The organism is Micromonospora luteifusca (assembly GCF_016907275.1).
Lineage (GTDB): Bacteria > Actinomycetota > Actinomycetes > Mycobacteriales > Micromonosporaceae > Micromonospora > Micromonospora luteifusca.
On record NZ_JAFBBP010000001.1, the window covers coordinates 5,149,509 to 5,173,288 of the forward strand.

General features: G+C 69.3%; 17 protein-coding genes. 8 read left to right on the forward strand and 9 right to left on the reverse strand.

Features of this window, described 5'->3' with window-relative positions; all coding sequences use genetic code 11:
* The first annotated feature begins 268 nt into the window (after positions 1-268).
* The 6 genes from JOD64_RS23590 (at position 269) to mmsB (ending at position 10,399) form a co-directional block, all read left to right on the forward strand.
* The gene (locus tag JOD64_RS23590; protein WP_204944202.1) at positions 269-2,386 is read left to right on the forward strand and encodes a family 43 glycosylhydrolase; all 2,118 of its coding nucleotides are present in this window, start codon (positions 269-271) and stop codon (positions 2,384-2,386) included.
* Between the two features lie 537 nt (positions 2,387-2,923).
* The gene (locus tag JOD64_RS23595; protein ID WP_204944203.1) at positions 2,924-3,910 is read left to right on the forward strand and encodes a LacI family DNA-binding transcriptional regulator; all 987 of its coding nucleotides are present in this window, start codon (positions 2,924-2,926) and stop codon (positions 3,908-3,910) included.
* Positions 3,911-4,256: 346 nt separating this feature from the next.
* Complete coding sequence (locus tag JOD64_RS23600; protein ID WP_204944204.1) at positions 4,257-5,912, forward strand: ricin-type beta-trefoil lectin domain protein; 1,656 nt, start codon at positions 4,257-4,259, stop codon at positions 5,910-5,912.
* Between the two features lie 478 nt (positions 5,913-6,390).
* Positions 6,391-7,533: a multiple monosaccharide ABC transporter substrate-binding protein gene (gene chvE / locus JOD64_RS23605; protein WP_307813590.1), complete on the forward strand. Its 1,143-nt coding sequence runs from the start codon at positions 6,391-6,393 to the stop codon at positions 7,531-7,533.
* Between the two features lie 80 nt (positions 7,534-7,613).
* Positions 7,614-9,152 carry a multiple monosaccharide ABC transporter ATP-binding protein gene (mmsA, locus tag JOD64_RS23610; protein ID WP_204944205.1) on the forward strand — a complete coding sequence of 513 codons (1,539 nt, stop codon included), beginning with the start codon at positions 7,614-7,616 and terminating at the stop codon, positions 9,150-9,152.
* Positions 9,149-10,399 carry a multiple monosaccharide ABC transporter permease gene (gene mmsB, locus JOD64_RS23615; protein ID WP_204944206.1) on the forward strand — a complete coding sequence of 417 codons (1,251 nt, stop codon included), beginning with the start codon at positions 9,149-9,151 and terminating at the stop codon, positions 10,397-10,399. Before mmsA ends, mmsB begins: the two co-directional genes overlap by 4 nt.
* Before the next feature lie 407 nt (positions 10,400-10,806).
* Here mmsB and JOD64_RS33150 read toward each other — a convergent pair whose 3' ends face one another.
* The 7 genes from JOD64_RS33150 to JOD64_RS23650 all read right to left on the reverse strand — a co-directional run bounded on the left by JOD64_RS33150 (position 10,807) and on the right by JOD64_RS23650 (position 19,712).
* Positions 10,807-10,944 (reverse strand): hypothetical protein, encoded by a 138-nt coding sequence (locus tag JOD64_RS33150; RefSeq protein ID WP_239559625.1) that lies wholly within the window; start codon positions 10,942-10,944, stop codon positions 10,807-10,809.
* Between the two features lie 246 nt (positions 10,945-11,190).
* Positions 11,191-12,090 (reverse strand): ABC transporter ATP-binding protein, encoded by a 900-nt coding sequence (locus JOD64_RS23625; RefSeq protein WP_204944207.1) that lies wholly within the window; start codon positions 12,088-12,090, stop codon positions 11,191-11,193.
* Positions 12,087-15,128, reverse strand: coding sequence for an FtsX-like permease family protein (locus JOD64_RS23630; protein WP_204944208.1), 3,042 nt, complete (start codon positions 15,126-15,128; stop codon positions 12,087-12,089). Before JOD64_RS23630 ends, JOD64_RS23625 begins: the two co-directional genes overlap by 4 nt.
* Before the next feature lie 79 nt (positions 15,129-15,207).
* The gene (locus JOD64_RS23635; RefSeq protein ID WP_204944209.1) at positions 15,208-15,855 is read right to left on the reverse strand and encodes an ABC transporter ATP-binding protein; all 648 of its coding nucleotides are present in this window, start codon (positions 15,853-15,855) and stop codon (positions 15,208-15,210) included.
* 139 nt (positions 15,856-15,994) lie between these two features.
* On the reverse strand, positions 15,995-16,561 hold the full coding sequence (locus JOD64_RS23640; protein ID WP_204944210.1) for a TetR/AcrR family transcriptional regulator: 567 nt from the start codon (positions 16,559-16,561) through the stop codon (positions 15,995-15,997).
* 52 nt (positions 16,562-16,613) lie between these two features.
* Positions 16,614-17,279: a hypothetical protein gene (locus tag JOD64_RS23645; protein ID WP_204944211.1), complete on the reverse strand. Its 666-nt coding sequence runs from the start codon at positions 17,277-17,279 to the stop codon at positions 16,614-16,616.
* A 30-nt stretch (positions 17,280-17,309) separates the two neighbouring features.
* Positions 17,310-19,712, reverse strand: a complete 2,403-nt coding sequence (locus JOD64_RS23650; protein WP_204944212.1) for a PEP/pyruvate-binding domain-containing protein — start codon at positions 19,710-19,712, stop codon at positions 17,310-17,312.
* Positions 19,713-19,833: 121 nt separating this feature from the next.
* Here JOD64_RS23650 and JOD64_RS23655 point away from each other — a divergent pair, with 121 nt between their 5' ends.
* A complete protein-coding gene (locus JOD64_RS23655) occupies positions 19,834-20,493 on the forward strand; it encodes a M23 family metallopeptidase (RefSeq protein WP_204946210.1) in 660 nt (219 codons plus the stop codon).
* Positions 20,494-20,565: 72 nt separating this feature from the next.
* On the forward strand, positions 20,566-20,796 hold the full coding sequence (locus JOD64_RS23660; protein WP_204944213.1) for a DUF2188 domain-containing protein: 231 nt from the start codon (positions 20,566-20,568) through the stop codon (positions 20,794-20,796).
* A 263-nt stretch (positions 20,797-21,059) separates the two neighbouring features.
* Here JOD64_RS23660 and JOD64_RS23665 read toward each other — a convergent pair whose 3' ends face one another.
* On the reverse strand, positions 21,060-22,082 hold the full coding sequence (locus JOD64_RS23665; protein WP_204944214.1) for a DUF4331 family protein: 1,023 nt from the start codon (positions 22,080-22,082) through the stop codon (positions 21,060-21,062).
* 161 nt (positions 22,083-22,243) lie between these two features.
* Complete coding sequence (locus JOD64_RS23670; RefSeq protein ID WP_307813592.1) at positions 22,244-23,503, reverse strand: family 16 glycosylhydrolase; 1,260 nt, start codon at positions 23,501-23,503, stop codon at positions 22,244-22,246.
* Positions 23,504-23,780 lie beyond the last annotated feature (277 nt).

Sequence of the window (23,780 nt, forward strand, 5' to 3'; positions counted from 1 at the left end):
GCGTGTGCGCCAGCAGGGCCACGAGGCGGTTGTGTTACGCCTTGACTAACAGCATGTTATCGCTCACAGTCTATAACCAAGATGGTCGATGTCGTTGGCTGGTCCGGCCGCGCGCGCGTCCTACCCCCGCGGTTTCGGCACCTCGTCACCGCGCTGGTCGGGCAATCGGTGTTAGCGATCACATGGCCGGGCGTGGTCAGCTCGGTGCCCCGCCCGGTGCCGCGGACGCCGACCCAGACCGCACGGTTCGCGTCAGCAGAGGAGGATCATGCTTTCCATCGGTCGGGTTCCCCGGGGTGCGCCACGGCGCGGGTGGCTGTCGAGACTCGCCGTCGCCGCGATGGCGCTGGTGGTCGGTGGCGCGGCCGCGGCGGTGGTCGCGGCGCCCGCGTCAGCGGCAACGGTCGACACCAGCGCCTGGTACGTGTTGGTGAACCGCAACAGTGGCAAGGCATTGGACGTGTACAACCTGGCCACGAATGACGGCGCGCGGATCACCCAGTGGACGCGCAACAACGGCAACCAGCAGCAGTGGCAGTTCGTGGACTCCGGAAGCGGCTACTACCGGCTCAAGTCGAGGTTGTCGGGCAAGGTGCTGGACGTCTCGGGCTTCTCGACCGCCAACGGCGCCAGCATCGTGCAGTGGGCCGACAACAACGGCACCAACCAGCAGTTCCGGTTGGCCGACTCGGACAGCGGCTACGTCCGGCTGATCAACCGCAACAGCAGCAAGGTGATGGAGGTGCAGGGCGCCTCGACCGCCGACGGCGGCAACATCGTGCAGTACGACGACTGGAACGGCACCAACCAGCAGTGGCAGCTCGTCCGCGTCGACGGCGGAGGCAACCCCACCACGCCACCCCCCACCACGCCACCCCCGTCGAGCGGCACGTACTCGAACCCGACGGTCTGGCAGGACTTCGCCGACGTCGACATCATCCGGGTGGACAACGCCTACTACATGTCGGCGTCCACCATGCACTACTCGCCGGGCGCGCCGGTGCTGCGCTCGTACGACCTGGTCAACTGGGAGTTCGCCGGTCACTCCGTGCCCCGGCTCGACTTCGGTTCGAAATACGACATGAGCGGCGGCAACGCGTACGTCGACGGGATCTGGGCCTCGACGCTGAACTACCGGCCGAGCAACAAGACGTACTACTGGGCCGGGTGCATCGACTTCGCGCAGACCCACATCTACACCGCGTCCGCCGTCGACGGCACGTGGAGCAAGCACACCACCATCCCCAACTGCTACTACGACGCCGGGATGCTGATCGACGACAACGACACCATGTACATGGCGTACGGCAACGGCGCCATCAGCGTGGCGCAGCTGTCCGCCGACGGAAAGTCCCAGGTCCGCAACCAGCAGGTCTACACCACGCCGTCGAGCATCGGGACGCTGGAGGGCGCGCGCTTCTACAAGCGCAACGGCGCCTACTACATCTGGCTCACCCGCCCGGCCAACGGCCAGTACGTGCTGAAGTCGACCAACGGCCCGTTCGGCCCGTACGAGCAGCGTCAGGTGCTGCTCAACCTGCCCGGCCCGATCTCCGGCGGCGGCGTGCCGCACCAGGGTGGGCTGGTGCAGACCCAGAACGGCGACTGGTACTACATGGCCTTCGTCGACGCGTACCCCGGTGGTCGGATGCCGGCCATGGCCCCGATCACCTGGACCGGCGACGGGTGGCCCGTGCTGCAGACGGTCAACGGCGCGTGGGGCAGCTCGTACCCGAAGCCGAACCTGCCGGCGCCGCCGCGAGCGGTCAAGCCGCTCACCGGCACCGACACGTTCGCCGGCACCACCCTCGGCCCCCAGTGGGAGTGGAACCACAACCCCGACAACAGCAAGTGGTCGGTCAACAACGGGCTGAACCTGCAGACCGCCACCGTCACCGGCGACCTGTACAAGGCACGCAACACGCTGACCCACCGGATTCAGGGCCCCACCTCGACCGCCACCATCGAGTTGGACTACTCCACGATGCGCGACGGTGATCGCAGCGGCCTGGCGGTGCTGCGCAACTCGTCGGCCTGGATCGGGATCCGACGGGACAACGGGTCCACGCGTCTGGTCATGCAGAACGGCCTGACGATGGACGGCAACTGGAACACCACCAGCACCGGCAGCGAGGTGGCCAGCACGGCCGTCTCCGGTGGCCGGATCTGGTTGCGTGCCAACGCCGACATCAGACCCGGGTCCGGTCGGCAGGCTCGCTTCTCGTACAGCACGGACGGGGTCAACTTCACCTCGTTCGGCAACGCCCTGACCCTGGCGAACAACTGGCAGTTCTTCATGGGCTACCGGTTCGCCATCTTCAACCACGCCACCCAGGCGCTCGGCGGTGCGGTCACGGTGCGCCGGTTCGACCTGACGACACCGTGACACCAGTCATACAGTGACCGGTCCGACCGGTGGCGCTGACGAACGCTGCTTGCCCGGCACGGAGAGTGGGCGCCACCGCGTCACGTCCGCGCCGGCCTGTTCCACGCTCTGTCCAGGGCGTGGAGCAGGCCGGCACAACACTGCGGCCCGCGCGTCGGTTGGCAGGCACCGACTTCCGCCGGGACGTTGGTGGAGCCAACAGGCCGGTTCGAGCAGGCGGCTGTATCGGCCGCCGATACGTGGGTCCCGCTGCCGCGAGTGACCTTCCGGTCGCCGCCAGGTCCTCGGTTGGCCGCGTATCCGGTGCGAGGATTGCCTTGTACGGCCGCGGCACGTCCACAGTCCGCCCGCAGCCGTGCCGAGACCGGGGCGGTAACTGGCGTAGACTAACGGAGATCCAGCGCTGGTCACCTGGGATTCAGCACCGGCGTGGTGGCTGAGCGAGAGGTGATCGGGCCGGGCCGCTCCAGTCGACGTCGACGGGCCGCGGGCCGGAGACGTAGCGGGGGGAGTGCAATGGCCGTCCACGGTCCCGCGATGACGGACGTCGCTCGTCTGGCCGGTGTCTCCCATCAGACGGTGTCGAGGGTGCTCAACGGGCACCCCAACGTCCGTGAGCAGACCCGGCTGCGGGTGCGCGCGGCGATCGCCGAGCTCGGTTACCGCCCGAACGGCGCGGCTCGCGCTTTGGTGACCGGCCGATCCCAGGTCATCGGCGTCGTCGCGCAGAACACGACACTCTACGGTCCGGCGTCGCTGTTGGCCGCCCTGGAGCAGACCGCCGCGGCGGAGGGTTTCGCGGTCAGTGTCGGCAGCGTGCGAAACCTGGACCACGGTTCCATCTCGGCCGCCGTGGAGCGGCACCTGTCGCACCGGGTCGCCGGCATCGTGGTCATCGCGCCGGTGGAGTCGGCGGGCGAGGCGCTGGAGCACCTGCCCAAGGATGTCCCGCTGGTCACCGTCGACGGTGACCCGAGTCGGCCGGTGCCGTTGGTGACTGTCGACCAGGTGGCGGGTGCCCGGGCGGCGACCCAGCATCTACTCGACGCGGGGCACCGCACCGTCTGGCACGTCTCGGGGCCGTCCGACTGGTTCGACAGCGTCGGCCGGATCGACGGTTGGCGGCAGGCACTGTTGGCGGCCGGGGTGGATCCGCCGCCGCTGATGCCGGGGGACTGGTCCGCCGCCTCGGGTTACCGAAGTGGGCAGATGTTGGCGCGGATGCCGGAGGTCACCGCGGTCTTCACCGCCAACGACCATCTCGCGCTGGGCGTGCTGCGGGCGTTGCACGAGTTCGGCCGACGAGTGCCGGACGAGATCAGCGTGGTCGGCTTCGACGATGTGCCGGAGGCGGCGTACTTCATTCCGCCGCTGACCACGGTTCGTCCCGACTTCGACGCGGTGGCCCGGGCGAGCCTGCAGATGCTGCTGACCCAGATCGAGTCGGGCACCGGTGGGGCGTTGCGGCAGACCATCGCCCCGGCTCTGGTCGCCCGCAAGAGCGTCGCCCCACCGCGTCGCTGACGGCGGCCGGCCACCAGAGGCGGCCCGGCGCAGGGCCTGGGGCTGGTGTCAGTTTCGTCAGCCTCACCGCCGCTTCCTTGTCAGCGGCGGCCGATTTTTCTCCGGCACCGGCAGCACCCTGCCGAAAATGCCCTCGCCCCTGCGGGTTTGATAAGACACTTTTCAATTGACCCCGGCCGATCTCGATCGATGATCAGCGATGCTGCGGCTATCAGGTATTGATCCTCATGAAATGTCGCCGTAACATGATGGGCGTCTCTGTTAACGCTAACAAGAATTGGCGTCCAGCTATCAGCCCACCAAGCGGATCGTAGTCACGGGCGGGCGCCACCGACAAGGAGGCTCGATGAACCGCATCACCCGAGGTCGTCGCTGGGGGAGCGTACTGGCGGCCGGACTGCTGCTCGCCGGCGCTCTGGTCGGCCTCCGTGCCCCAGCGGCGCAGGCCCTGGAGAACGGGGTGGCACGCACTCCTCCCATGGGTTGGAACTCGTGGAACTCCTTCGGCTGCAACATCAACGAAGCGCTGATCCGGCAGTCCGCGGATGCGATCGTCAGCAGCGGGATGAGGGACCTGGGCTACCAGTACGTCGTGGTCGACGACTGCTGGTTCAACCCGAACCGGGACAGCTCCGGCAACCTCCAGGGAGACCCGGGTCGGTTCCCCAGCGGGATGAAGGCACTCGGCGACTACCTGCACGCCCGGGGCCTGAAGTTCGGCCTCTACCAGGTGCCGGTCGACAAGACCTGCGCGCAGTACTTCGGCGCCTACCCGGGCGCGACCGGCAGCCGAGGACACGAGGCGCAGGACGCCCGTCAGTTCGCCGCCTGGGGTGTCGACTTCCTCAAGTACGACTGGTGCTCGCCGGAGGGCAGCATCGACGAACAGGTCACCACCTTCGCCCGGATGCGTGACGCGCTGGCCGCCACCGGCCGACCGATCGTCTACAGCATCAACTCGAACAGCATCCACGCCAAGACCGGCCCCCAGCGCAACTGGGGCGACGTGGCCAACATGTGGCGCACCACGGAGGACATCACCAACGCGTGGAACACCGGCCAGACCAACGGCTACCCGATGGGCATCCAGAACATCATCAACGTGACGGTGCCACTGGCCTCGTACGCGAGGCCGGGCGGCTTCAACGACCCGGACATGATGGAGGTCGGCCGGGGTGGCATGAACGACACGGAGATGCGCAGTCACTTCGCGATGTGGGCGATCATGGCCTCGCCGCTGATCGCCGGCAACGACGTACGGAACATGGACTCCGCCACCCAGACCATCCTCAAGAACGGCAACCTCATCGCGATCAACCAGGATTCGCTCGGGTTGCAGGGGACGCAGGTGTCGTTCGATGGCACCCGTCGGGTGCTCGCCAAGCGGCTCGCCAACGGTGACGTGGCGGTCGCCCTGTTCAACCAGGGCGCCTCGACAACGACGATCTCGACCACGGCCGCCGCCGTCGGCAAGTCCGGAAGCTCGTTCACGCTGGTGGACGCGTGGTCCGGTGCCACCAGCTCCAGCAGCGGGACCATCAGTGTCAGCGTGCCAGCCCACGGCACGGTGGTGTTCCGGGTCAGCGGTGGCGGCACGACGCCGCCCACGACGCCGCCGCCCACGACGTCGAGCGCGTTCGCCAGTGCCGCCTCCGGCCGCTGCCTCGACGTCCCGGCGAGCAGCACCACCAACGGCACCCAGCCGGTGATCTGGGACTGCAACGGCGCCGCCAACCAACGCTGGACCATCAGCGGTCAGACCCTGCAGTCGCTCGGCAAGTGCCTGGACGCGCCCCTCAACGCCACGGCCGGCTCCCGGGTGCAGATCTGGGACTGCAACGGTGGGGCCAACCAGCGGTGGACGATCAACTCCAACGGCACGATCAGTGGTGCGCAGTCCGGGCTCTGCCTGGACGTCAACAACAACGGCACGGCCAACGGCACCACGGTGCTCCTCTGGACCTGCACCGCAGCGGCGAACCAGCGGTGGTCGCAGCGGTAGCCGACCGGGTCCGTCGACCGCACAGGTCGCGGCGGCCCACCTGACCCAGTCGCAATGCCGGTGCCCGCGGACGACGCCCGTCGTCCGCGGGCACCGTCGCGTCGGTCGGCGATCCCGCCCGTCGGTCGCCCTCGGTCGGCTACCCGCCCACCGGGCGCCTTTCCCGGTCGTCGCCTGCCTGTCCGTCGGGCGTTTTTCCGGTCGTCGCCTGCCTGTCCGTCGGTCGCCCTCAGATCGACGATTAAGTGTCGGTCGGCTGCCTGCCCGCCGGGCGCCTGCACCGTCGATGCCCGCCGCCGCGATCCCAGGTAGGGTCCGGTCTGGCCGCCGGTCCAATGTCTCGGAACGCCTCCGTTACGAGACCGTGACACCGGTATTTCGGATCAAGTGTTGACGTGCCCTATGTGAGCGCTAACACTACCCGAAAGATGACAGTTGGCCCCGGCAGTCGGCGGGGGAGTCCGGAGAGGAGAAGCCCGTGGGCAGGAAATTCCTGATTGCTCTCGGCGGCGCGATGCTGACGCTGAGTATGGCGGCGTGCAGTGGCGGGGGTGCTGGTAGCAGTGGCGACAAGAGTGGCGAAAAGCCCTCTGACCTGACCATCGGCGTCTCGATGCCGACCCAGACCTCGGAGCGGTGGATCGCCGACGGCAACGCGGTGAAGTCCAAGCTGGAGGCGAAGGGCTACAAGGTCGACCTCCAGTACGCCGGCGACGACATCCCCACCCAGTCGCAGCAGGTCGACCAGATGATCACCCAGGGTGCGGATGTCCTGGTCATCGCGGCGATCGACGGCACGGCGCTCAACAGCCAGCTGCAGGCCGCCGCGGCCGCGAAGATCCCGGTCATCTCCTACGACCGGCTGATCCGCGGCAGCAAGGACGTCGACTTCTACGTCAGCTTCGACAACTACAAGGTTGGCGTCGCCCAGGGCACCTCGCTGCTCGTCGGTCTCGGCCTGCTGAACAAGGACGGCTCGAAGGGCACGGCCAAGGGGCCGCTGAACGTCGAGCTCTTCGCTGGTTCGCTTGACGACAACAACACCCAGTACTTCTACGGCGGCGCGATGGACACGCTGAAGCCGTTCATCGACGACGGCACGCTGGTCGTCAAGTCCAAGCAGACCACCCCCGAGCAGATCGCCATTCTGCGGTGGCAGCAGGAGACCGCGCAGAAGCGGATGGAGAACCTGCTCACCTCCAGCTACAACGACGGCTCGAAGGTCGACGGCGTGCTGTCGCCGTACGACGGCATCTCCCGCGGCATCATCACCGCCCTGCAGAACGCCGGCTACGGCAGTGGCGCGAAGAAGCTCCCGGTCGTGACCGGCCAGGACGCGGAGATCGCCTCGATCAAGCTGATCAACGAAGGCGTGCAGGGCTCCACGATCTTCAAGGACACCCGCCTGCTGGCCGACCAGGCCGTGAACGCCGCCGAGGCGTTCCTGCAGAAGAAGCAGCCGCAGGCCAACGACACGAAGACGTACGACAACGGTGTCAAGGTCGTCCCGGCGTACCTGCTGCCGTTCGCGACCGTCTACAAGGACGACATCAAGGCGACGCTGATCGACTCCGGCTACTGGACGGCGGAAGAGGTCGCCGCCGGCCAGGCCAAGAAGTAAGTCATTCGTCGGGCCCGGCGGTCACCGCCGGGCCCGACGCGTTGGCGTACCGCGTCCAGACCTGACGGAGGACAGTGACCATGGACGACACCATCCTCGAGATGCGTCGCATCACCAAGACGTTCCCCGGCGTGACCGCGCTGGAGGACGTCACCCTCGCGGTTCGCCGAGGTGAGATCCACGCCATCTGCGGGGAGAATGGCGCCGGCAAGTCCACCCTGATGAAGGTGCTGTCCGGCGTCCACCCGTCCGGCTCCTACGACGGCGAGATCCTCTTCGACGGCAAGCCGATGCACTTCCGCGGCATCCGGGACAGCGAAGCAAACGGCATCGTCATCATCCACCAGGAGCTCGCCCTGGTGCCGTACCTGTCGATCGCGGAGAACATCTTCCTCGGAACCGAGCGGCGTAACCGTCTCGGGCTCATCGACTGGAACCTGGCCAACGCCGAAGCGGCCAAGCTGCTGGCGTCCGTCGGGCTGCACGAGAACCCCGTCACCCCGGTCATCCAGCTCGGCGTCGGCAAGCAGCAGTTGGTGGAGATCGCCAAGGCGCTGTCGAAGAAGGTGCGTCTGCTCATCCTGGACGAGCCGACCGCCGCTCTCAACGACATCGACTCGGCACACCTGCTCGACCTGTTGCGGGCACTGAGGGACCAGGGCATCACCTGCATCATGATCTCGCACAAGCTCAACGAGATCACCGCCATCGCCGACTCGACGACCGTCATCCGCGACGGGCGCGCGGTGGAGACCCTCGACATGAAATCCGACGAGGTGTCCCAGCAGCGGATCATCCGCGGCATGGTCGGACGCGACCTGGACAGCTTCTACCCCGATCGTGAGTCGTCCCCCGGCGAGGAGGTCCTCCGGATCGAGGACTGGACGGTGCGGCACCCGGTCCAGGACCGGATGGTCGTCGAGGACGTCGCCGTGTCCGTCCGCGCCGGTGAGGTCGTCGGCATCGCGGGCCTGATGGGTGCGGGTCGCACCGAGCTGGCGATGAGCGTGTTCGGTCGGTCCTACGGGCGCGACATCCGGGGCCGGCTCTTCGTTCGCGGGCGGGAGGTGCAGGCGCGCACCGTCGCGGAGGCGATCGACAACGGCATCGCCTACGTCACCGAGGACCGCAAGCGCTACGGCCTCAACCTCATCGACGACGTCCGCCGCAACGTCTCCGCCGCCGCGTTGGACCGGCTCTCCCGCCTCGGCTGGGTGAACGGCAACGAGGAGATCAAGGTCGCCGAGACGAGCCGGCGGGAGATGAACATCAGAACGCCCAGCGTCATGGCGGTGGTCGGCAAGCTCTCCGGTGGCAACCAGCAGAAGGTCGTGCTGTCGAAGTGGCTGTTCACCGATCCGGATGTGCTGATCCTGGACGAACCCACCCGGGGCATCGACGTCGGCGCCAAGTACGAGATTTACACGATCATCAATCGGCTGGTGGCCGCTGGCAAGGCGGTGATCGTCATCTCCTCCGAGTTGCCGGAGCTGCTGGGGATGTGCGACCGCATCTACACCCTCGCCGCCGGGCGGATCACCGGTGAGATGCCGGTGGCTGAGGCGACTCAGGAGAGCCTCATGGAGCTGATGACCAAGGACAAGGAGCTCGTCGCGTGACCAGCATCAAGACCCCCTCGACGGAGCGTCCGACGCCTCCGGACAGCACACCCAGCGCCGCCCTGCACAGCGGAACCAACGACCTGCGGGCGCTGGTGTTGAACAACCTGCGGCAGAGCGGGATCTACGTCGCCCTGGTCGTCATCGTCGCGCTCTTCGCGATCATGACCGACGGGGTGTTGCTGAGCCCCGGCAACATCACCAACATCGTCCTTCAGTACTCGTACATCCTGGTGCTCGCGATCGGGATGGTCATTCTGATCATCGGCGGCCACATCGACCTGTCGGTCGGGTCGGTCGTCGCGCTGACCGGAGCGGTGTCCGCCGTTCTGGTGATCCAGCAGGGCTATCCCTGGTGGGTGGGCGTCCTGGCCGCGCTGGCCGTCGGTGTCGTGGTCGGCGCGTGGCACGGATTCTGGGTGGCGTACGCCGGTATTCCGGCCTTCATCGTGACCCTGGCGGGCATGCTGCTGTTCCGGGGCCTCACCCTGCGGGTGCTCGACAACATCTCGCTGTCGCCCTTCCCGGCCGAATACCAGAAGGTCGCGGCGGGCTTCCTCAACGGGCTGCTCGGCGGGCAGGGCTATGACGCCTTCACGCTGCTGATCGGCGCCATCGCTGTGGCCGGGTACGCGGTGAGTGGCTTCCGTACCCGCGTGGCGCGCATCCGCTACCAGCAGCCGGTCGAGTCGTTCCCTCTGTTCGTCGCCCGGGTCGTCCTGGTCGGCGCGGTCATCATGTACTTCGCGTGGCAGTTGGCGCACGCCCGTGGACTGCCGATCGTGCTGATCATCCTGGCGGTCCTGGTGCTGGTCTACGGCCTGCTCACCCGGCGGACGGTGTTCGGTCGGCAGGTCTACGCGATCGGCGGCAACCTGTCGGCGGCGGCGCTGTCCGGGGTGAAGGTCCGCACCGTCAACTTCTGGATGTTCGTCAACATGGGCTTCCTGGCGGCGGTCGCGGGTGTCATCTACTCCTCGCGGTCGAACGGCGCCCAGCCCGCGGCTGGCAACATGTTCGAGCTGGACGCGATCGCCGCGGCCTTCATCGGCGGCGCGGCGGTCACCGGTGGCGTGGGGACCGTGGTGGGCGCCATGGTCGGTGGTCTGATCATGGCGGTGATGAGCAACGGCATGCAGCTGATGGGCGTCGACCAGTCGACCCAGTCGGTGGTCAAGGGCCTCGTCCTGCTCGTCGCGGTCGCCTTCGACGTCTACAACAAGCGCCGCGCCGGCACGGCTCGTTGACGTCGTAACAGCACGACCGTGGCCCCTGCCCGCCTCCGCGGGCGGGGGCCATGTGTCGGTAGGCCGCAGTGCGCCCACCTCCACCCTGCGTCGGCGTTCGGCACTTCGCCGACCGGCGACTCCCTGCGCGATTGCCTGAGCCCGCCCCGCGGGGTCGACCCCACCTGTCGGCGCCCCTGTAGAGCTGCCCCAGATATGGGACGGCGACCCGCGGAGGTGGCTGCGGTGGCTCCTGGTGGCACTGCCTGCGCCGCGGCTCGTGGTGCTTGCGGTGCTTGCCGTGATCCGGTCGGTGCCGCCCCATATCTGGGGCAGCTCTACAGGGAGCCGGACACACCCTGGTCCCGCCAGGGAGCGAGGCGGACGACCCCGCTGCGCCGCGAACGGGCGCAGCGGGATCACGCGGGTCAGTGGCAGTTGCTGGTGCCGCTGTCGTTGTAGGTCTGCCCGGCCACCGGCACGAACCGCAAGTCGTAGCTGCCGGAGTGCAGGGTGAACTTCAGGCCCCCCCACCTGGATGGTGCCGAAGCCGTAGTGACCCGCACCGCCCATCCCGGCGACGAAGCTGCGCATGCCCCGGCTGGCGTCGACGCCACCGGCCGGGTTCATCGGGGCGAACCGCTCGTACACGTGGTTGTGCCCCCACACCACGACGTCGGCGTTCTAGTCGTAGAGCGCCTGGTACAGCGGGCGCGTCGACGTCGACGGCGCGTGGTTGGAGCTGGACGTGAACAGCGGTCCGGGTGCCGGGCCGCGTTCCGAGCATGGGACGTGGCCCGCGACCCGGTCGCTCAACCGGTGCGGCCGATCTCCCTCGCCGCCGCCTCGTCCCCGGACGACGACGGGCTCGTCACGGCGCGCAGGGTGACCGACTCGTCGGTGTGGTCGACCTCGAACATCGTCCCGGCCGGGAAGGCCGCCAACGTTTCCGGCGGCAACTGGATCGTGCCGTCCCCGGCCACCACGGCGAAGTCACGCCCGTCACGCCCCTCGGCCCCGACCCGGCCGTCCCGGATGGTGACGGCTCGGCCCAGCCGGGCACCCACCTCGCCGTCGTGGGTCACCACGACCACGGTGGTGCCCCGCTCCGCGTTGACGGTGGCCAACGCCGCGAGCACCTCGTCCCGACCGGACGCGTCGAGCTGGCTGGTCGGCTCGTCGACCAGGAGCAGCCCCGGCCCAGCGGCGAGCCCCTGCGCCAGGGCGGCCCGCTGACGCTGCCCCGGGGTCAGGTCGCCCACCCGCCGCGCGCCGGCACCGCCGAGACCGACGAGGTCCAGGATCGCCTCCGGCGGATCGAGCCGGCGCCCGGCGATGCGGGCCGCGGGTCGCTGTGCCAACCAGACGTTGCGCGACAGCGACACGTACGGCAGCAGGTTGCGTTCGGCGCCCTGCAACACCGTGCCGACCGTGGCCCCGCGGAGGGCGGCCAGGCCCTTGGCAGAAAGTCGGGACAGCTCGTGGTCGCCCACATACACGCGCCCGGCGGAGGGCTGCATGAGCCCGCCGAGGATCGCCACCAGCGTGGACTTGCCAGAGCCGGACGGACCGACCAGCGCCAGCATCTCGCCGGGAGAGATCTGCAGGTCCACGCCGGAGAGAGCGACCACGTCACCGGTGCCGGTGGGGTAGATGTGGATCAGCCGGTGGCAGGTCACGGCCACACCCGCAGCCGCCGGCGAGGTGGTCATCGGCCGCTCCGGCGGCGTATCGAGGCGGCGACGGTCCGGCCGAGCACCACGGCGGTGAGGGCGAACAGCGCGACTGTGGGCACCGTGAACAACAGCAGACGGCCGACGTCCGGCCACTCGGGCAACGGAACCGGTGAGCGGCCGTCACTGAACACGCGCTGCCCACTTCGGGTGAGAAGCCAGATCACCAGGGTGACGAGAGCGCCCGACACGGCGGCGACCGCTACCGGCCACCCGTAGCCGCCACGGACGGCGCGTGGTGGCAGCCCCTGCCGACGAAGCGCCACCAACATGGCCACCCGGTTGCGCTGCTCGGCCGCCGCCATCGCGATCAGGCCGGCCGCCCCGATCAGCACCCCGGCCAGCCCGGCGAACACGTTGAAGCGCAGCGCCAACGCCGGAGCCTGTCGATCGAAGGCCTGGCGCACGTGGGTGACCGTCCGGTCACTCTTCACGACCAGACCCTGAGCGCGAAGCCGGTCGAGGACGTCGGCGGGAGCCCGCGGCGCCAACCAGACCTCCTCGTTGCCGTTCTGGCTGGCGACGGCGAGCCGGTCCGCGTACTCCAGGTCGACGACCAGACCGGAGCCACCGAGCCGCGGCAGACGGTCAGCCACGCCACCGACCACCGCCGTGGTGGGTGTCCCGTCGACGCCGTCGTACGGATGGGCCCCGCCGAGCGGCGTCCCCGTCGACCGGGTCAGGTAAGCGGGTAGCGGGAACGGCGCGTCGACGACACTGACGCCGGCCGGCGTCGCACGCCGGTTTTCCATCACCTCGATGACCAGGGCCGCGTCCTTTCCACTCGTGGCCGTGACAAAGGTGTCGTCGTCCGGGCTGGACAACCGCCACCGCTTCAGATCGGCGAACTGCGCGCCGGTCAGCACCACCGTTTCCCGGCCGCCGTCGTCGTCGCCGGTGCGCAACTCCTCGAAGTGGACCTCCAACTGCCGGGAGACCACGGGAGCGACGATCTCGACTTTGACCAGCCGGCATTCCTGCGCGCACTCGGGCACCTGGAGGACGTAATCCTTGCGGCCTGGCATGATGTCGTCGCGTGCGGCGACCACCCGGGTGCCGTTGGCGCTGGAGACCGTGACCGCGAGGCGGACCCGATTGCCGCCGAAAACCTCAGCGTCGAAGTCGGCGGAGATGACCACGGTGAGCAGTCGCCCGCGTAGGTGCACCGGTTCCCCGGGTGCCGTCGGGTGGATCTTTCGCGCGATGTCTGCCAGGGACGCGCCGTAGGACGGATGCGGTGCGGCTACCGTCGCGAGCCGGTCGGAGTCCACGGCCAGCAACGGCGTGCCCGCCGCGAAAGCCGAGCCCGTCACCACCGCGGCCATCGCGAACCGACCCTCCGGATCAGCCGCCCGCACGGCCGTCAACAGGTGCGAACGGGACGTCGCGTCGACCTCGACCACGCGTGGCGCACCCACCTCGACTGTTGCCCGATCGCTGTAGGCGGCCGAGGCGACCTCGCTCGTCGCGACGGTGAAGGCGAGCATGGCGACAACCACGGTGAGCAGCGCGATGAGGGGTCGGAAGCGTGGTTGTCGGGCCACCTGCACCAGGGCGAGGCCGGCCGCCGTTCGGCCGCGCGCCAGCAGTGCCGCGCCGACCGCCGCGCCGGTGATCATCGCGACCCGTGCCAGCAGCACTGCTGCGGCGAGCGCCCCGGCGACCGGTGCCACCAGGGCCAGGCCGCTGGGTGATCCGCCGGAGCGTAACTGCACCACGGCAGCCGCGGCGATGGACACCGCGACGACGTCACCGATGGTTGCCCGCCACCCCCGCACCCGTGCCGGCACTCGACGCAGTAGGTCGACGACCGGTGCGGACAGCATCCGTGCCTGGGCCAGGAGCACTGCGGCGAGCGCGCCGGCGGCGCCGATGGCGGCGAAGCCGACCACGCTGGCGTCCAGTGTGACGTCGGCGTGGGCCGGGAGGGTGTGTGCGGCGAGCAGTGTGGCGGCGGCGAGGCCGCCCAGGCAGCCGAGGGGGATCGCGACCAACGCGGGTACGGCGTGTTCGCCGATCGCCAGCGCCCACAGTCGTCGGCGTTGCACTCCGCGGAGCAGGAGCAGACCCTGCTCCGGTCGCCGCTGGTCTGCCGCGGAACTGACCGCGACGAAGAGCACCAGCCAGCAGAGCAGGACGAGCAGCCCGGCACCCAGCGTCACGCCATCGGCCAGTTGCCCGCGTTGCGCGGTGACGCGATCAAGCAGGCTGGGCAGGGTGGTGCCGGCACCGAAACCCTCGCGGTTCCCGTCGCGCTCCACCAGGGTGACCGCGGCCCGCAGCTCCTGCACGGATCGGCTGTCCAACAACTTCTCGGTGACGTAGAGGTCGGCCGTCGACCGGTACACGATGACCTGCTCGTCGACGAGGGGCGCGGCCTCGGCGGTGAAGATCGCGTCCTCGGCGCTGCCCGCGGTCGACGTAATGGCCGAGCCCGCGGCGGGTGGCCGAATGTACTCCTGACCCAGCCAGAACGGATCGGTCACGTCCAGCGGTCGATAGACGCCGGCCACCCGCACCGGCACCGCGGCGAACGTGAACTGATCCCCGACGACGACACCCAGCCGCGCGGCGGTGTGCGTGCTGACCATGACCTCGGGGACCTGACCTCGCGAGGTGGCCCGGGGACAGGCACCGGCCACCGCGACCCGCTCGCACACCCCCGCTCGGAAAGTCAGATTCGAGGTCACCGTCCCGGCCCGGCCGGCGGCGACGCCACCGCTCTGGGCGCCCAGGACGACGTCGAACCCGGCCGGCGCCAGTCGCTTGACCTTGCCGGCGAACAGGGTCCGGGTGGGGTCTCCGGGCATCCCGGGAAATTCGACGGAGTCGGCGAGCCGCACCCGAAGCTCGTTCGGCGATGCTTTCGACAGCTCATAGCTGGCCAGGGCCTGCCCGGCCGCGGCGACGTAGCTCGGTGCGGCCGCCGCGGCGGCACTGGCGAGCACCGCGAGCAGGAGCACCGCCAGGGCTTGGGCCCGACGTGCCGCAAGTGCTCCCCAGATGACGGTCAGCATTGACCGGATGTTATCGATACGGCACGTGGTGCACTGTCCCGTGCGGTTGGACTGAAACCTGTCCGTTACGGCGTTCCGGTCAGTCGCGCACGATCTCCGCCCGCCCCTCGACGAGGTGCAGCTCCGCTTCACAGGCGGCGGCCACCTCCGGGTCGTGGGTGGCGAACACGACGGCCGTGCCCCGCCGCGCCTCGTCGCGCAGCAGGTCCAGCACCCGCTGCCGATTGCCCGCGTCCAACTCGCTGGTCACCTCGTCGGCCAGCAGCACACCGCCGCGCAGGGCCAGGCCACGGGCGACGGCCGTACGCTGCTGCTGGCCACCGGACAGCTCCTCGACAAGCTGATCGGCCTGGTCGGAGAGACCCAGCTGATCCAGTGTCGCGGCGGTCTGCCGGAGGGCTTCGGGTGGTGTCACACCGTCGGCCACGAGTGCCACCTGCAGGTTCTCGGCCGCGGTGAGGATCGGGGCCAGGCCATTGTCCTGTGGGATGAGCACGATCCGCTGCTCCACCGCGTGATCACGATCGCGGAGCGGCTGCCCGTCGACGGTCACTGTGCCCTGCTGTGGCCGCAACAGCCCCGCCATCGCGTTGAGCAGGGTGGTCTTGCCGGCCCCCGACGACCCGGTCAACGCCAGCAACCGACCCGGGCGGACCATGACCGAGATCTCCCTGAGGACGGCCGGCGCGTCGCCGTAGCCGACCGACACCCCCTGGACACTCAACATGTGCCACCGCCCCTTCTGAGGATCGACGATCCGCAGACTGCCACGGCGAGCCGGAGCCGCACAATCCCCGTCGATCCGCTGGCGGTACGACGTGGTCAGTCGGCCCGCGTCCGGGTGCCGACGCGCAGCTGCGACCGGATCAGCCGAAGAGGAGGTCGAGGTGGGCGTCCAGCGCGTCCAGCGCCTGCTCGGCGGTGTACTGCCCGCCCAGCAGGTAGACGCCGAGCCCTTCCATCAGCGCCAGCAGGCCGGCTGCGGCGGCGGCACCGTGGCCGTCGGGCAGGATCCCGGCGATGAACCCGGCGAACTGCCGGGTGCCCTCGCGGAGACTGGGCGCGGCGGCCGGACGTACCGCCGTGTAGGCGAGGAACGCGAGCGCCACGCGCCCGTCGTCACGGGTCCCCTCGTCCAGGGGCAACAGTGCGGCGATCATCGTGCGCAGCAGGAGCCGGGGCGGCGGATCCACGCCCAGCCCTGCGATCGCCTCGGTGACCCTGATCTGGCTGCGTTCCCGCACCACGCTCAACGCGAACGCCATCATCTCGTCCTTGGTGCGGAAGTAGTGCTGGACCATTCCGGCGGACACACCGGCCTCGGCAGCCACATGGCGGAGGCTGACGGCCTCCAGGCCCTGATCCGCGGCGACCCGCATCAACGCGTCCGCGATGAGGGTGCGTCGCTCCTGGTGATCGACCTTCTTGGGCATGACCTCGATCGTTTCACAGTGGGTGACCCGGACAGGCCGCCAGCGGCGGTGGTTACCGGCTGACGGTGGTGCTCACGGGGGTGCCGCGAGCGCTGCGCAGGAGGCCGTCCGGGTCGTCGGCGTACAGCCGCAGCTCGTCCATCGGCGTGGACCCGGTCTTCGACAGGTCGAAGGTCAACGGTCGGCGCAACAGGACGTCGATGCTGGTCTGGCTGCCGACCGCGATGGACACCACCCGACGGTCACCCTCCTGCTCGACCTGCACCGACTTGCTCGACGGCAGCGAGCGGTATCGCTTGCGCAGCGCTTCGACGTCGGTCCACGGGATCCAGATGTCGATGCCCGAGCTGAGGCGTACGCGCAGCCCACGGTCACCCACGACGTGTGGATGGATCGTCATGCTGGCGAAGAGCCCGATCATCCAGAGCAGACCCCAGATGCCGAGACCGAGCACGATCCAGCGGGCGGGTCGCCACGGCACCACGTGGGTGACGACGACGTCGAAGATCGGGATCTCCACGACCGACAGACCGATGAAGATGCCGAGGATCGGCTTGACCACACCGAGGTAGCCGAACGGTTCGTCGCCCGGAGCCAGCGCCGGTGGCCTGCGCAGCGCCCAGATGTAGAGGCTGCGCCACGTCGCGGCCTCGGCCTCGGCCGCGCGGCGCAACAGCGGTCCCACCCGCACCCTGGTCGATGCCTTCGTGTCGGTCATGGTCGTCCTCGTCGGTAGGTGGGCGGAGAGTCAGTGGACGGTGATGGTTCCGGTGCCGCCGTCGACGGTGACGAGCTGCCCCGTGGAGATCGTCCGGGTGGCGTCCGGCACGCAGATGACGGCGGGAATTCCGTACTCGCGAGCGACCGTCGGGCCGTGCGCCATGATCGCGCCGGTCTCGGTCACCAGCGCCGCGGCGGTGAGGAACAGTGGGGTCCAACCGGGGTCGGTGGTCGCGGTGACCAGGACGTCACCGGGCTCGACGTGGGCGGTGGCCGGGTCGTGCACGACCCGCGCGGGGCCGGTCACCCGGCCCGCCGACGCACCCACGCCGGTGAGCGTCCCGTCGCCGGTGGGCGCCGGGGGCAGGACCGTCTCGACGTCCGTGCCGTCGGAGAGCAGCGCCACCGGCACCGTGCGGCGTCGCAACTCCCGCCAGTGCACCTCCCGGCGGGAGGTGACCGTCCCGCGAGGATCAACACCCTGGTGTACGGCGGAGTGCACCTCGTCGAGGGTCAGGAACATGATGTCGTCGGGCTGGTCCAGCAGACCCGCGTCATGCAGGTCGGCGCCGATGAGCAGCAGTTGCCGGCGCGTCTCGCGCAGCGGGTACAACCCGGCGAACTTGCCGGCTTCGCGCAGGCCGGCCAGCGACCGCGCCCGGCGCAGCAGGAACCCGGCCACCGTGCCCCGCACCGGCCGCCGACGGCGGGATCGCGTGACCACCTCCGCCAGCGCCGCCTCCGCGGCGATGGCGGCCCGCTGGAAGCGCTGGTCGGGGCCCTGCTGCGGATCGGTGACCCGCAGGTAGTTGGCGACCGCGGCGAAGACCGGGGTGGGATCTTCCGCCCAGCGCGGCACGCCGAGATCGACTTCGGCGACGCCCCGATGACCGTAGACGTCCAGGAAGGCCGCCATGCCGATGTCGGGCAGCGTTCCGCGCAGATAGCGCGCGGCCAACTCGGCCGGCGGGTTGTCGAGCAGGAGCTGGCGGTGGTCGTCCGCGCCCTGGGCGAGTCGCCAGAGCGCCAGGTCCATGTCGATGGTCACGTTGTGCGGCATCCCGCCCAGCACGGTGTGGATCTCGTCCGGGGTGGCGAGCCCCTTGAGCAACGAGGTGGGCAGCGCGGCGGCGAGCATCCCCGCGACGATCGGCCACATGATCGCGTCGGCGCTGTCGTCGCCGTCCTGCGCCTGCACGAAGCGCAGTCGATCGGCCGCGGTCCGCAGGTCGGCGGGGGCGACCGACCGTACTCTCATCTGCTCGATCGCCTCGAACATCCGGATCCGGGCGGCCTCGGGACGGGCCAGAGCCCGCAGGATCCCCACCACCGCGCGGCCGGCGGTCCGCAGCGACGCGGCCCCCTGCGCCCCACCGCGCCGCGTGCCGCCGCGGGTCGGGGCGAACCGGGGATCCGCCAGCACGTGCTGCATCACCGTCTGGGCGCGCGGACCGAAGTCGACCGCCAGGAGCTTCACCAGTCGCTTGCGGGCCGACGGGTCTCGGGCCAGGTCGGTCAGATCGCCGTAGAGGCGACCGCCGATGTCGACGATCTCGACCCGGACGCCGAGCGCGGCGAGCATCGCGGCGATCTGCGTCCGCAGGGTCGACATGCCCATCGGGGTGACCGGTTGCAGCATGCCCTGAACGTGACCGAACTCCAGGTAGACCCGGGGGAGGGGCTTTCCGGTATCCGGTGGGACGGGGAACAGGCTGGTGATCGGCCGCGACTGCAGAAGCCACCGGACGCCGTCGGCGTCGATCGCCCACTCCACGTCCTGTGGGCAGCCGAAGTGCGCCTGCAACCGTTCACCCGTTTCGCGCAGGTCGGCCAGGTGCGCGGACGTCAGGCATCCCGTGTCGTCCCGCTCGACGCCGTCGAGGACGTAGTGGTCCACGGTCGCCGCGCCGTCCACCACGGTCGTTCCGAGACCCGGTGCGGCGTCGACCGCCATCTCGTCGCGGCGGCCGGTCAGCGGGTTCGCGGTGAACAGCACCCCCGCCACCGTGGGCGTGATCATGCGCTGCACGACGACCGCCATCCGCACCGTCTGGTGATCGATCTGACGAGCGTCTCGGTAGGCGGTCGCGCGGTCGGTGTGCAGCGACTCCCAGCACTTCTCGATCGCGGCGATCAGCGCTTCGGTGCCCGTGACGTTGAGAACGGTGTCCTGCTGCCCGGCGAAGCTCGCGTCCGGCAGGTCCTCCGCGGTGGCGCTGGAGCGCACTGCCACCGGGCCCGCGCCGAGCCGCTCGTACGCGTCGACGACCTCGGCCGTCGGGATGACGCCGAGTCGGTGCGCCTCGGCGGTGACGCAGAAGCCCTCGGGGACCCGTTCGCCCCGTCGGATCAACTCGCCCAGCCCGGCGGCCTTGCCGCCGACCAGGTCGACCATGTCGGCGGTCGCCTCGGACAACGCGATCACGTGCATCGGGGCCTGCCTTCGGTTGCAATACGTCTGTATTGCATCCCACCGTAGCGCGTTCGCGATACGACTGCAATGTCACCCGGCCGACGCGCGACCCCGAGACGAGCCGTTGCCGGCATCTGCCATGCTCGGCCCGGTGACGACCGGCCGCCCGACCAGAGCCCGTTCCCACCGCCGCCCTCGAAGGCGTGGCATCCGGGTCCTCCTCGCGCTCGTCGCGGTGGCAGCCGTCCTGGGCATCGCGGTGGTCGCGGTGCCGATGCTGCGACCGGCCGGGCCGCGCCCGCTCTTCCAGATGCCGGTCTCCTGTGGCGAGACGTGGCAGCTCAGCACCTACCCCGGTCACGACGACTATGACGTCGATTTCTTTCCGACCGAGGGCGAGGCGTGGGGGCGGCCGGTGCTCGCGTCGTACGCCGGCACGGTCACCGTGGCGGGCATCAACGGGTCGCTGGGTAGCCGCACCCCGGAGAACCCGGAGGGTGCCCGGGGGCGTGGCGGCGGTTACTGGGTGAAGATCGATCACGGCGGCAAGTGGGAGACGCAGTACCTGCACATGCTCGAACCGCCCCTGGTCACGGTCGGGCAGAAGGTCGCCCAGGGTGACCAGATCGGGCGGCTCGGCAGCACCGGCAACTCCGGCGCGCCGCATCTGCACTACGAGCAGCGCCGAGGTTGGGACAAGGTCGAGACCCGCTTCGACGGTACGCCGTCGGGCATCACCACCGACGAACGCGAACAGATCCTCCGGCGGGTGAGCAACAACTGCCCGGCTGTCTCCTGAGGATCGCGGTTTGCCCGGCACGGCTCGGGGCACTGATTCGGGGGACAGCTCAGACGCAGGGAGGAGCCAGCCATGGTCAAGGGCGACGTCGACACGTACCACGAGGACGGGCAGTGGAAGAACAAGGCGGAGGGCGGCGAGCGGGCCAGCAGCACGCATGACGTGAAGGCCGACGCGCAGGCCCAGGGCCGGGAGATGGCGGCCGACCGTGGCGTCGAGCATGTGGTCAAGAAGCAGGACGGCGCGATCGGGGAGAAGAACACCTACCCGCGTAGCCGCGACCCCCGCGACATCGAGGGCTGACAGCTTCCAGGCTTAGCGAACCGACCTCCCCAGCGTGACCGGGGAGGTCGGTTCGCTTTTAACCCGATCAGACGTCGAACCGCTTTATACCCGTACGAGAAATATGGGTGTTTTGTGGGGATATAGTCCAGATCGGGACTGGAGTGAAAGCTGGGAGTGTGCATGTCGTATCGGAGCCGGCGGCGTCTGAGCAGCATCGCAGCGCTGGTGACGGCCGTGACCGTAGGAGCCCTCGTTGCGGGGCGGCCGGCGTAGGTGGTTCGTCAGGCTGGCACCACGTACGGGAAGCTCGCGGCACGGGCGGCCTTCGTGACGTCCGCGGTGAGGCCGGATGTGGTGCCCATGTTGAGGACCAGGGAGAACATCACCTCGGGCACGTTGTCGGCCATGGTGCGGCCGTTGCGGATCGCGAAGCCGTAGTTCGCGGCCGTGCCGACCCGGTAGGACAGCAGATCGGGGTAGAGCTGCCGGGCGACGCTCCAGCCGTACGCCTGGGGGTCGGGGGCGGTGCCGTTGGCGGCGACGACGCCTGCGACGGCGGTGGCGATCTCCTCGCCGCCCTCGGTGAGGTCCTTGCTGGGGTGCCGGAAATTGGCGGGGTCGGAGAAGTCGGTGTCGTGGGGCCAGAAGATCGGCCACATCATGGGGTGGCCTGCCCGGTTGATCTGGCGCCACCCGCCGGCGTCGGTGGCCAGCATCGTGCGGCACCAGACGCCGATCTCGGTGCCGTCGCGCAGCAGCGGCTCGTCGTGGGAGACCTCGAGGACGATCGACTCGACGGTCGTACCGGCGAAGCTGTTCTTGGCCTGGTCGACTCGCCAGGCTGAGCGGTCCACCGTCGAACCGTTCTTGACCGCGCCGTTGATGGTAGCGAGTTCGTCGAGATCGACGAAGAACGGGTCGGCGATCCGTCCGGCCCAGATCCGGACGTTGCCGCCGGTCGACACCTCGCCGGTGTGCCCCTCGGCGATGGGAGTGCCCATCGCGGCGTCGTCGCTGGCATCGGCTCCGGTGAGCTCGTACACCTGGAGGGTCTGCCGGCCGTCGCCGCTCGGCTCGCCGAAGGCGAATCGGTAGGTCAGCCCTTCCGTCTCCGCCCCGTTGAAGTGAATCTTGATCTCGTAGCGCGCCTCGGCGCGGAAACCACGCTTGATGTCGGCCTTCGTCACCGAGCTGTTGACGTCCATGACGAACACCGTGGCCCGATCGCCGTTGAAGACGAACAGATCGTCGATGTAGAGCTGACCGCCCTGGGCGGCGAGGGGGGTGTCGAGATGGTGCGACATGAGCTCACTCCCGGAGATGCCTGACTTGGATAAATCAGAACATAGCGGTCATGAAGCTGCCTCCCGCACCATCGGCGGAATCCCGGCTCGCGACGGAACCCGCAGAGGAGGGGACCGCCCGAAGTTGCTGTCGGGCGGCCCCCTCGCTCGTGCCGGCACCGTCAGACGCGGGACCACTTCTGGTTGGCGGCACCCACGCAGTCCCACAGGTGTAGCTTGCCGCCGTTGTTGGGGTTGGCCTCCCGTACGTCCACGCACTTGTTGGCGTTGAGATTGACCAGATCACCGGAACTGTTGAGGGTGAAGCGCTGCGCCGTATTGCCGTTGCAGCTGACCAGGTTGACCTCGGTGCCGTTCGCGGTGCCGGCCCAGGCGGGATCCATGCACTTGCCCATCGCGCGAACCGTTCCGTCGGAGGCGAAGGTCCAGGCCTGGGCGGCGGTGGTGTTGCAGTCCCAGATCTGCAGCTTGGCGCCCTCCACCGGGTTGGCGCTGGGGATGTCGATGCAGCGACCGCTCTGCGCACCCCTGATCCGGCTGGTGCCGGGGGCCGGGTCGCCGCCACCACCGGAGGTGTAGCTGGACACCCGGACGTAGTTGACGAGCATCTGCTGCGGGAACTGCGTGGAGCCGTCCGGGTAGCCGGGCCAGTTGCCGCCGACCGCCACGTTGAGAATCATGAAGAAGGGGTGGTCGAACACCCAGCGGTTGCCGCCGAGTCGCGCGGGATCGACCCGGTGGTACTGCACCCCGTCGAGGTACCAGGTGATCGCGTTCGGCTCCCAGTCCACCCGGTAGGTATGGAAGCCGTCCGCGAGCGGCCCGCCGAGAGTGCGGCTGCCGGTGATGCCGCCGCCCCCGGAGTAGCCGGGCCCGTGCACGGTCCCGTACACGGTGTTGGGCTCCCGGCCGATGTTCTCCATGACGTCGATCTCGCCCGCGTCGGGCCATCCGCCGCCGGTGCCGAGCATCCAGAACGCCGGCCAGATGCCCTGACCGCGCGGAATTTTGATGTTGGCCTCGAATCGGCCGTACGTCTGGGTGAAGGTGGCCGCCGTCAGCAGCCGCGCCGACGTGTACTCGCAGCGCCCGTAGTGGCACTGGTAGTTGGCGGGGTTGTCCCGGCGGGCGGTGATGACGAGGTTGCCCTGGCCGTCGTGGACGGCGTTGCTGGTGCTGTTCGTGTAGTACTGCCGCTCGTTGTTGCCCCATCCGCTGCCGCCAATGTCGAACCGCCATTTGTTCTGGTCGACGGGCGTGCCGGCCGGCGAGTTGAACTCGTCCTGCCAGGTGATCGGGCCGATGGCGGCCTTGGCGGGGTCGGGCTGCACCGGGACGACGAGAGCCGCGGTGGTGGCGACGAGGGCGACCGCCATGAGTACGAGAGGGCGAAAGCGGAGGCTGGGGCGGGCTGTGAACACGGGAGGCTCCTCGGCGAAGGGGGTGGCGGAGGCTGCGTACCGGAGTTAGAGAGCGCTCTCTACAGTTAAGCATGTCGATATCATGTCTTTCTGTCAAGAGTGTTTCCAATGCGACGACCGTCCGTTACCGCCTGATGTCCGCCGGCGATCCATCCCCCAAGATGGACGGCACCCTGCCGTCGGAGGCGGACGGACGGCACCCTGCCGTCGGAGGCGGATGGACGGCACCCTGCCGTCGGGGGCGTTCGGTGCCCCCGCCGTCGCGGGCCGCGCGTTA

Bases quoted from the DNA above. Each gene is read 5' to 3' on its own strand.
- JOD64_RS23590 (WP_204944202.1), top strand. From the start codon at position 269: ATGCTTTCCATCGGTCGGGTTCCCCGGGGTGCGCCACGGCGCGGGTGG.
- JOD64_RS23595 (WP_204944203.1), top strand. From the start codon at position 2,924: ATGACGGACGTCGCTCGTCTGGCCGGTGTCTCCCATCAGACGGTGTCG.
- JOD64_RS23600 (WP_204944204.1), top strand. From the start codon at position 4,257: ATGAACCGCATCACCCGAGGTCGTCGCTGGGGGAGCGTACTGGCGGCC.
- mmsA (WP_204944205.1), top strand. From the start codon at position 7,614: ATGGACGACACCATCCTCGAGATGCGTCGCATCACCAAGACGTTCCCC.
- JOD64_RS23625 (WP_204944207.1), bottom strand. From the start codon at position 12,090: ATGACCACCTCGCCGGCGGCTGCGGGTGTGGCCGTGACCTGCCACCGG.
- JOD64_RS23630 (WP_204944208.1), bottom strand. From the start codon at position 15,128: ATGCTGACCGTCATCTGGGGAGCACTTGCGGCACGTCGGGCCCAAGCC.
- JOD64_RS23635 (WP_204944209.1), bottom strand. From the start codon at position 15,855: ATGTTGAGTGTCCAGGGGGTGTCGGTCGGCTACGGCGACGCGCCGGCC.
- JOD64_RS23640 (WP_204944210.1), bottom strand. From the start codon at position 16,561: ATGCCCAAGAAGGTCGATCACCAGGAGCGACGCACCCTCATCGCGGAC.
- JOD64_RS23645 (WP_204944211.1), bottom strand. From the start codon at position 17,279: ATGACCGACACGAAGGCATCGACCAGGGTGCGGGTGGGACCGCTGTTG.
- JOD64_RS23650 (WP_204944212.1), bottom strand. From the start codon at position 19,712: ATGCACGTGATCGCGTTGTCCGAGGCGACCGCCGACATGGTCGACCTG.
- JOD64_RS23655 (WP_204946210.1), top strand. From the start codon at position 19,834: ATGCTCGGCCCGGTGACGACCGGCCGCCCGACCAGAGCCCGTTCCCAC.
- JOD64_RS23660 (WP_204944213.1), top strand. From the start codon at position 20,566: ATGGTCAAGGGCGACGTCGACACGTACCACGAGGACGGGCAGTGGAAG.
- JOD64_RS23665 (WP_204944214.1), bottom strand. From the start codon at position 22,082: ATGTCGCACCATCTCGACACCCCCCTCGCCGCCCAGGGCGGTCAGCTC.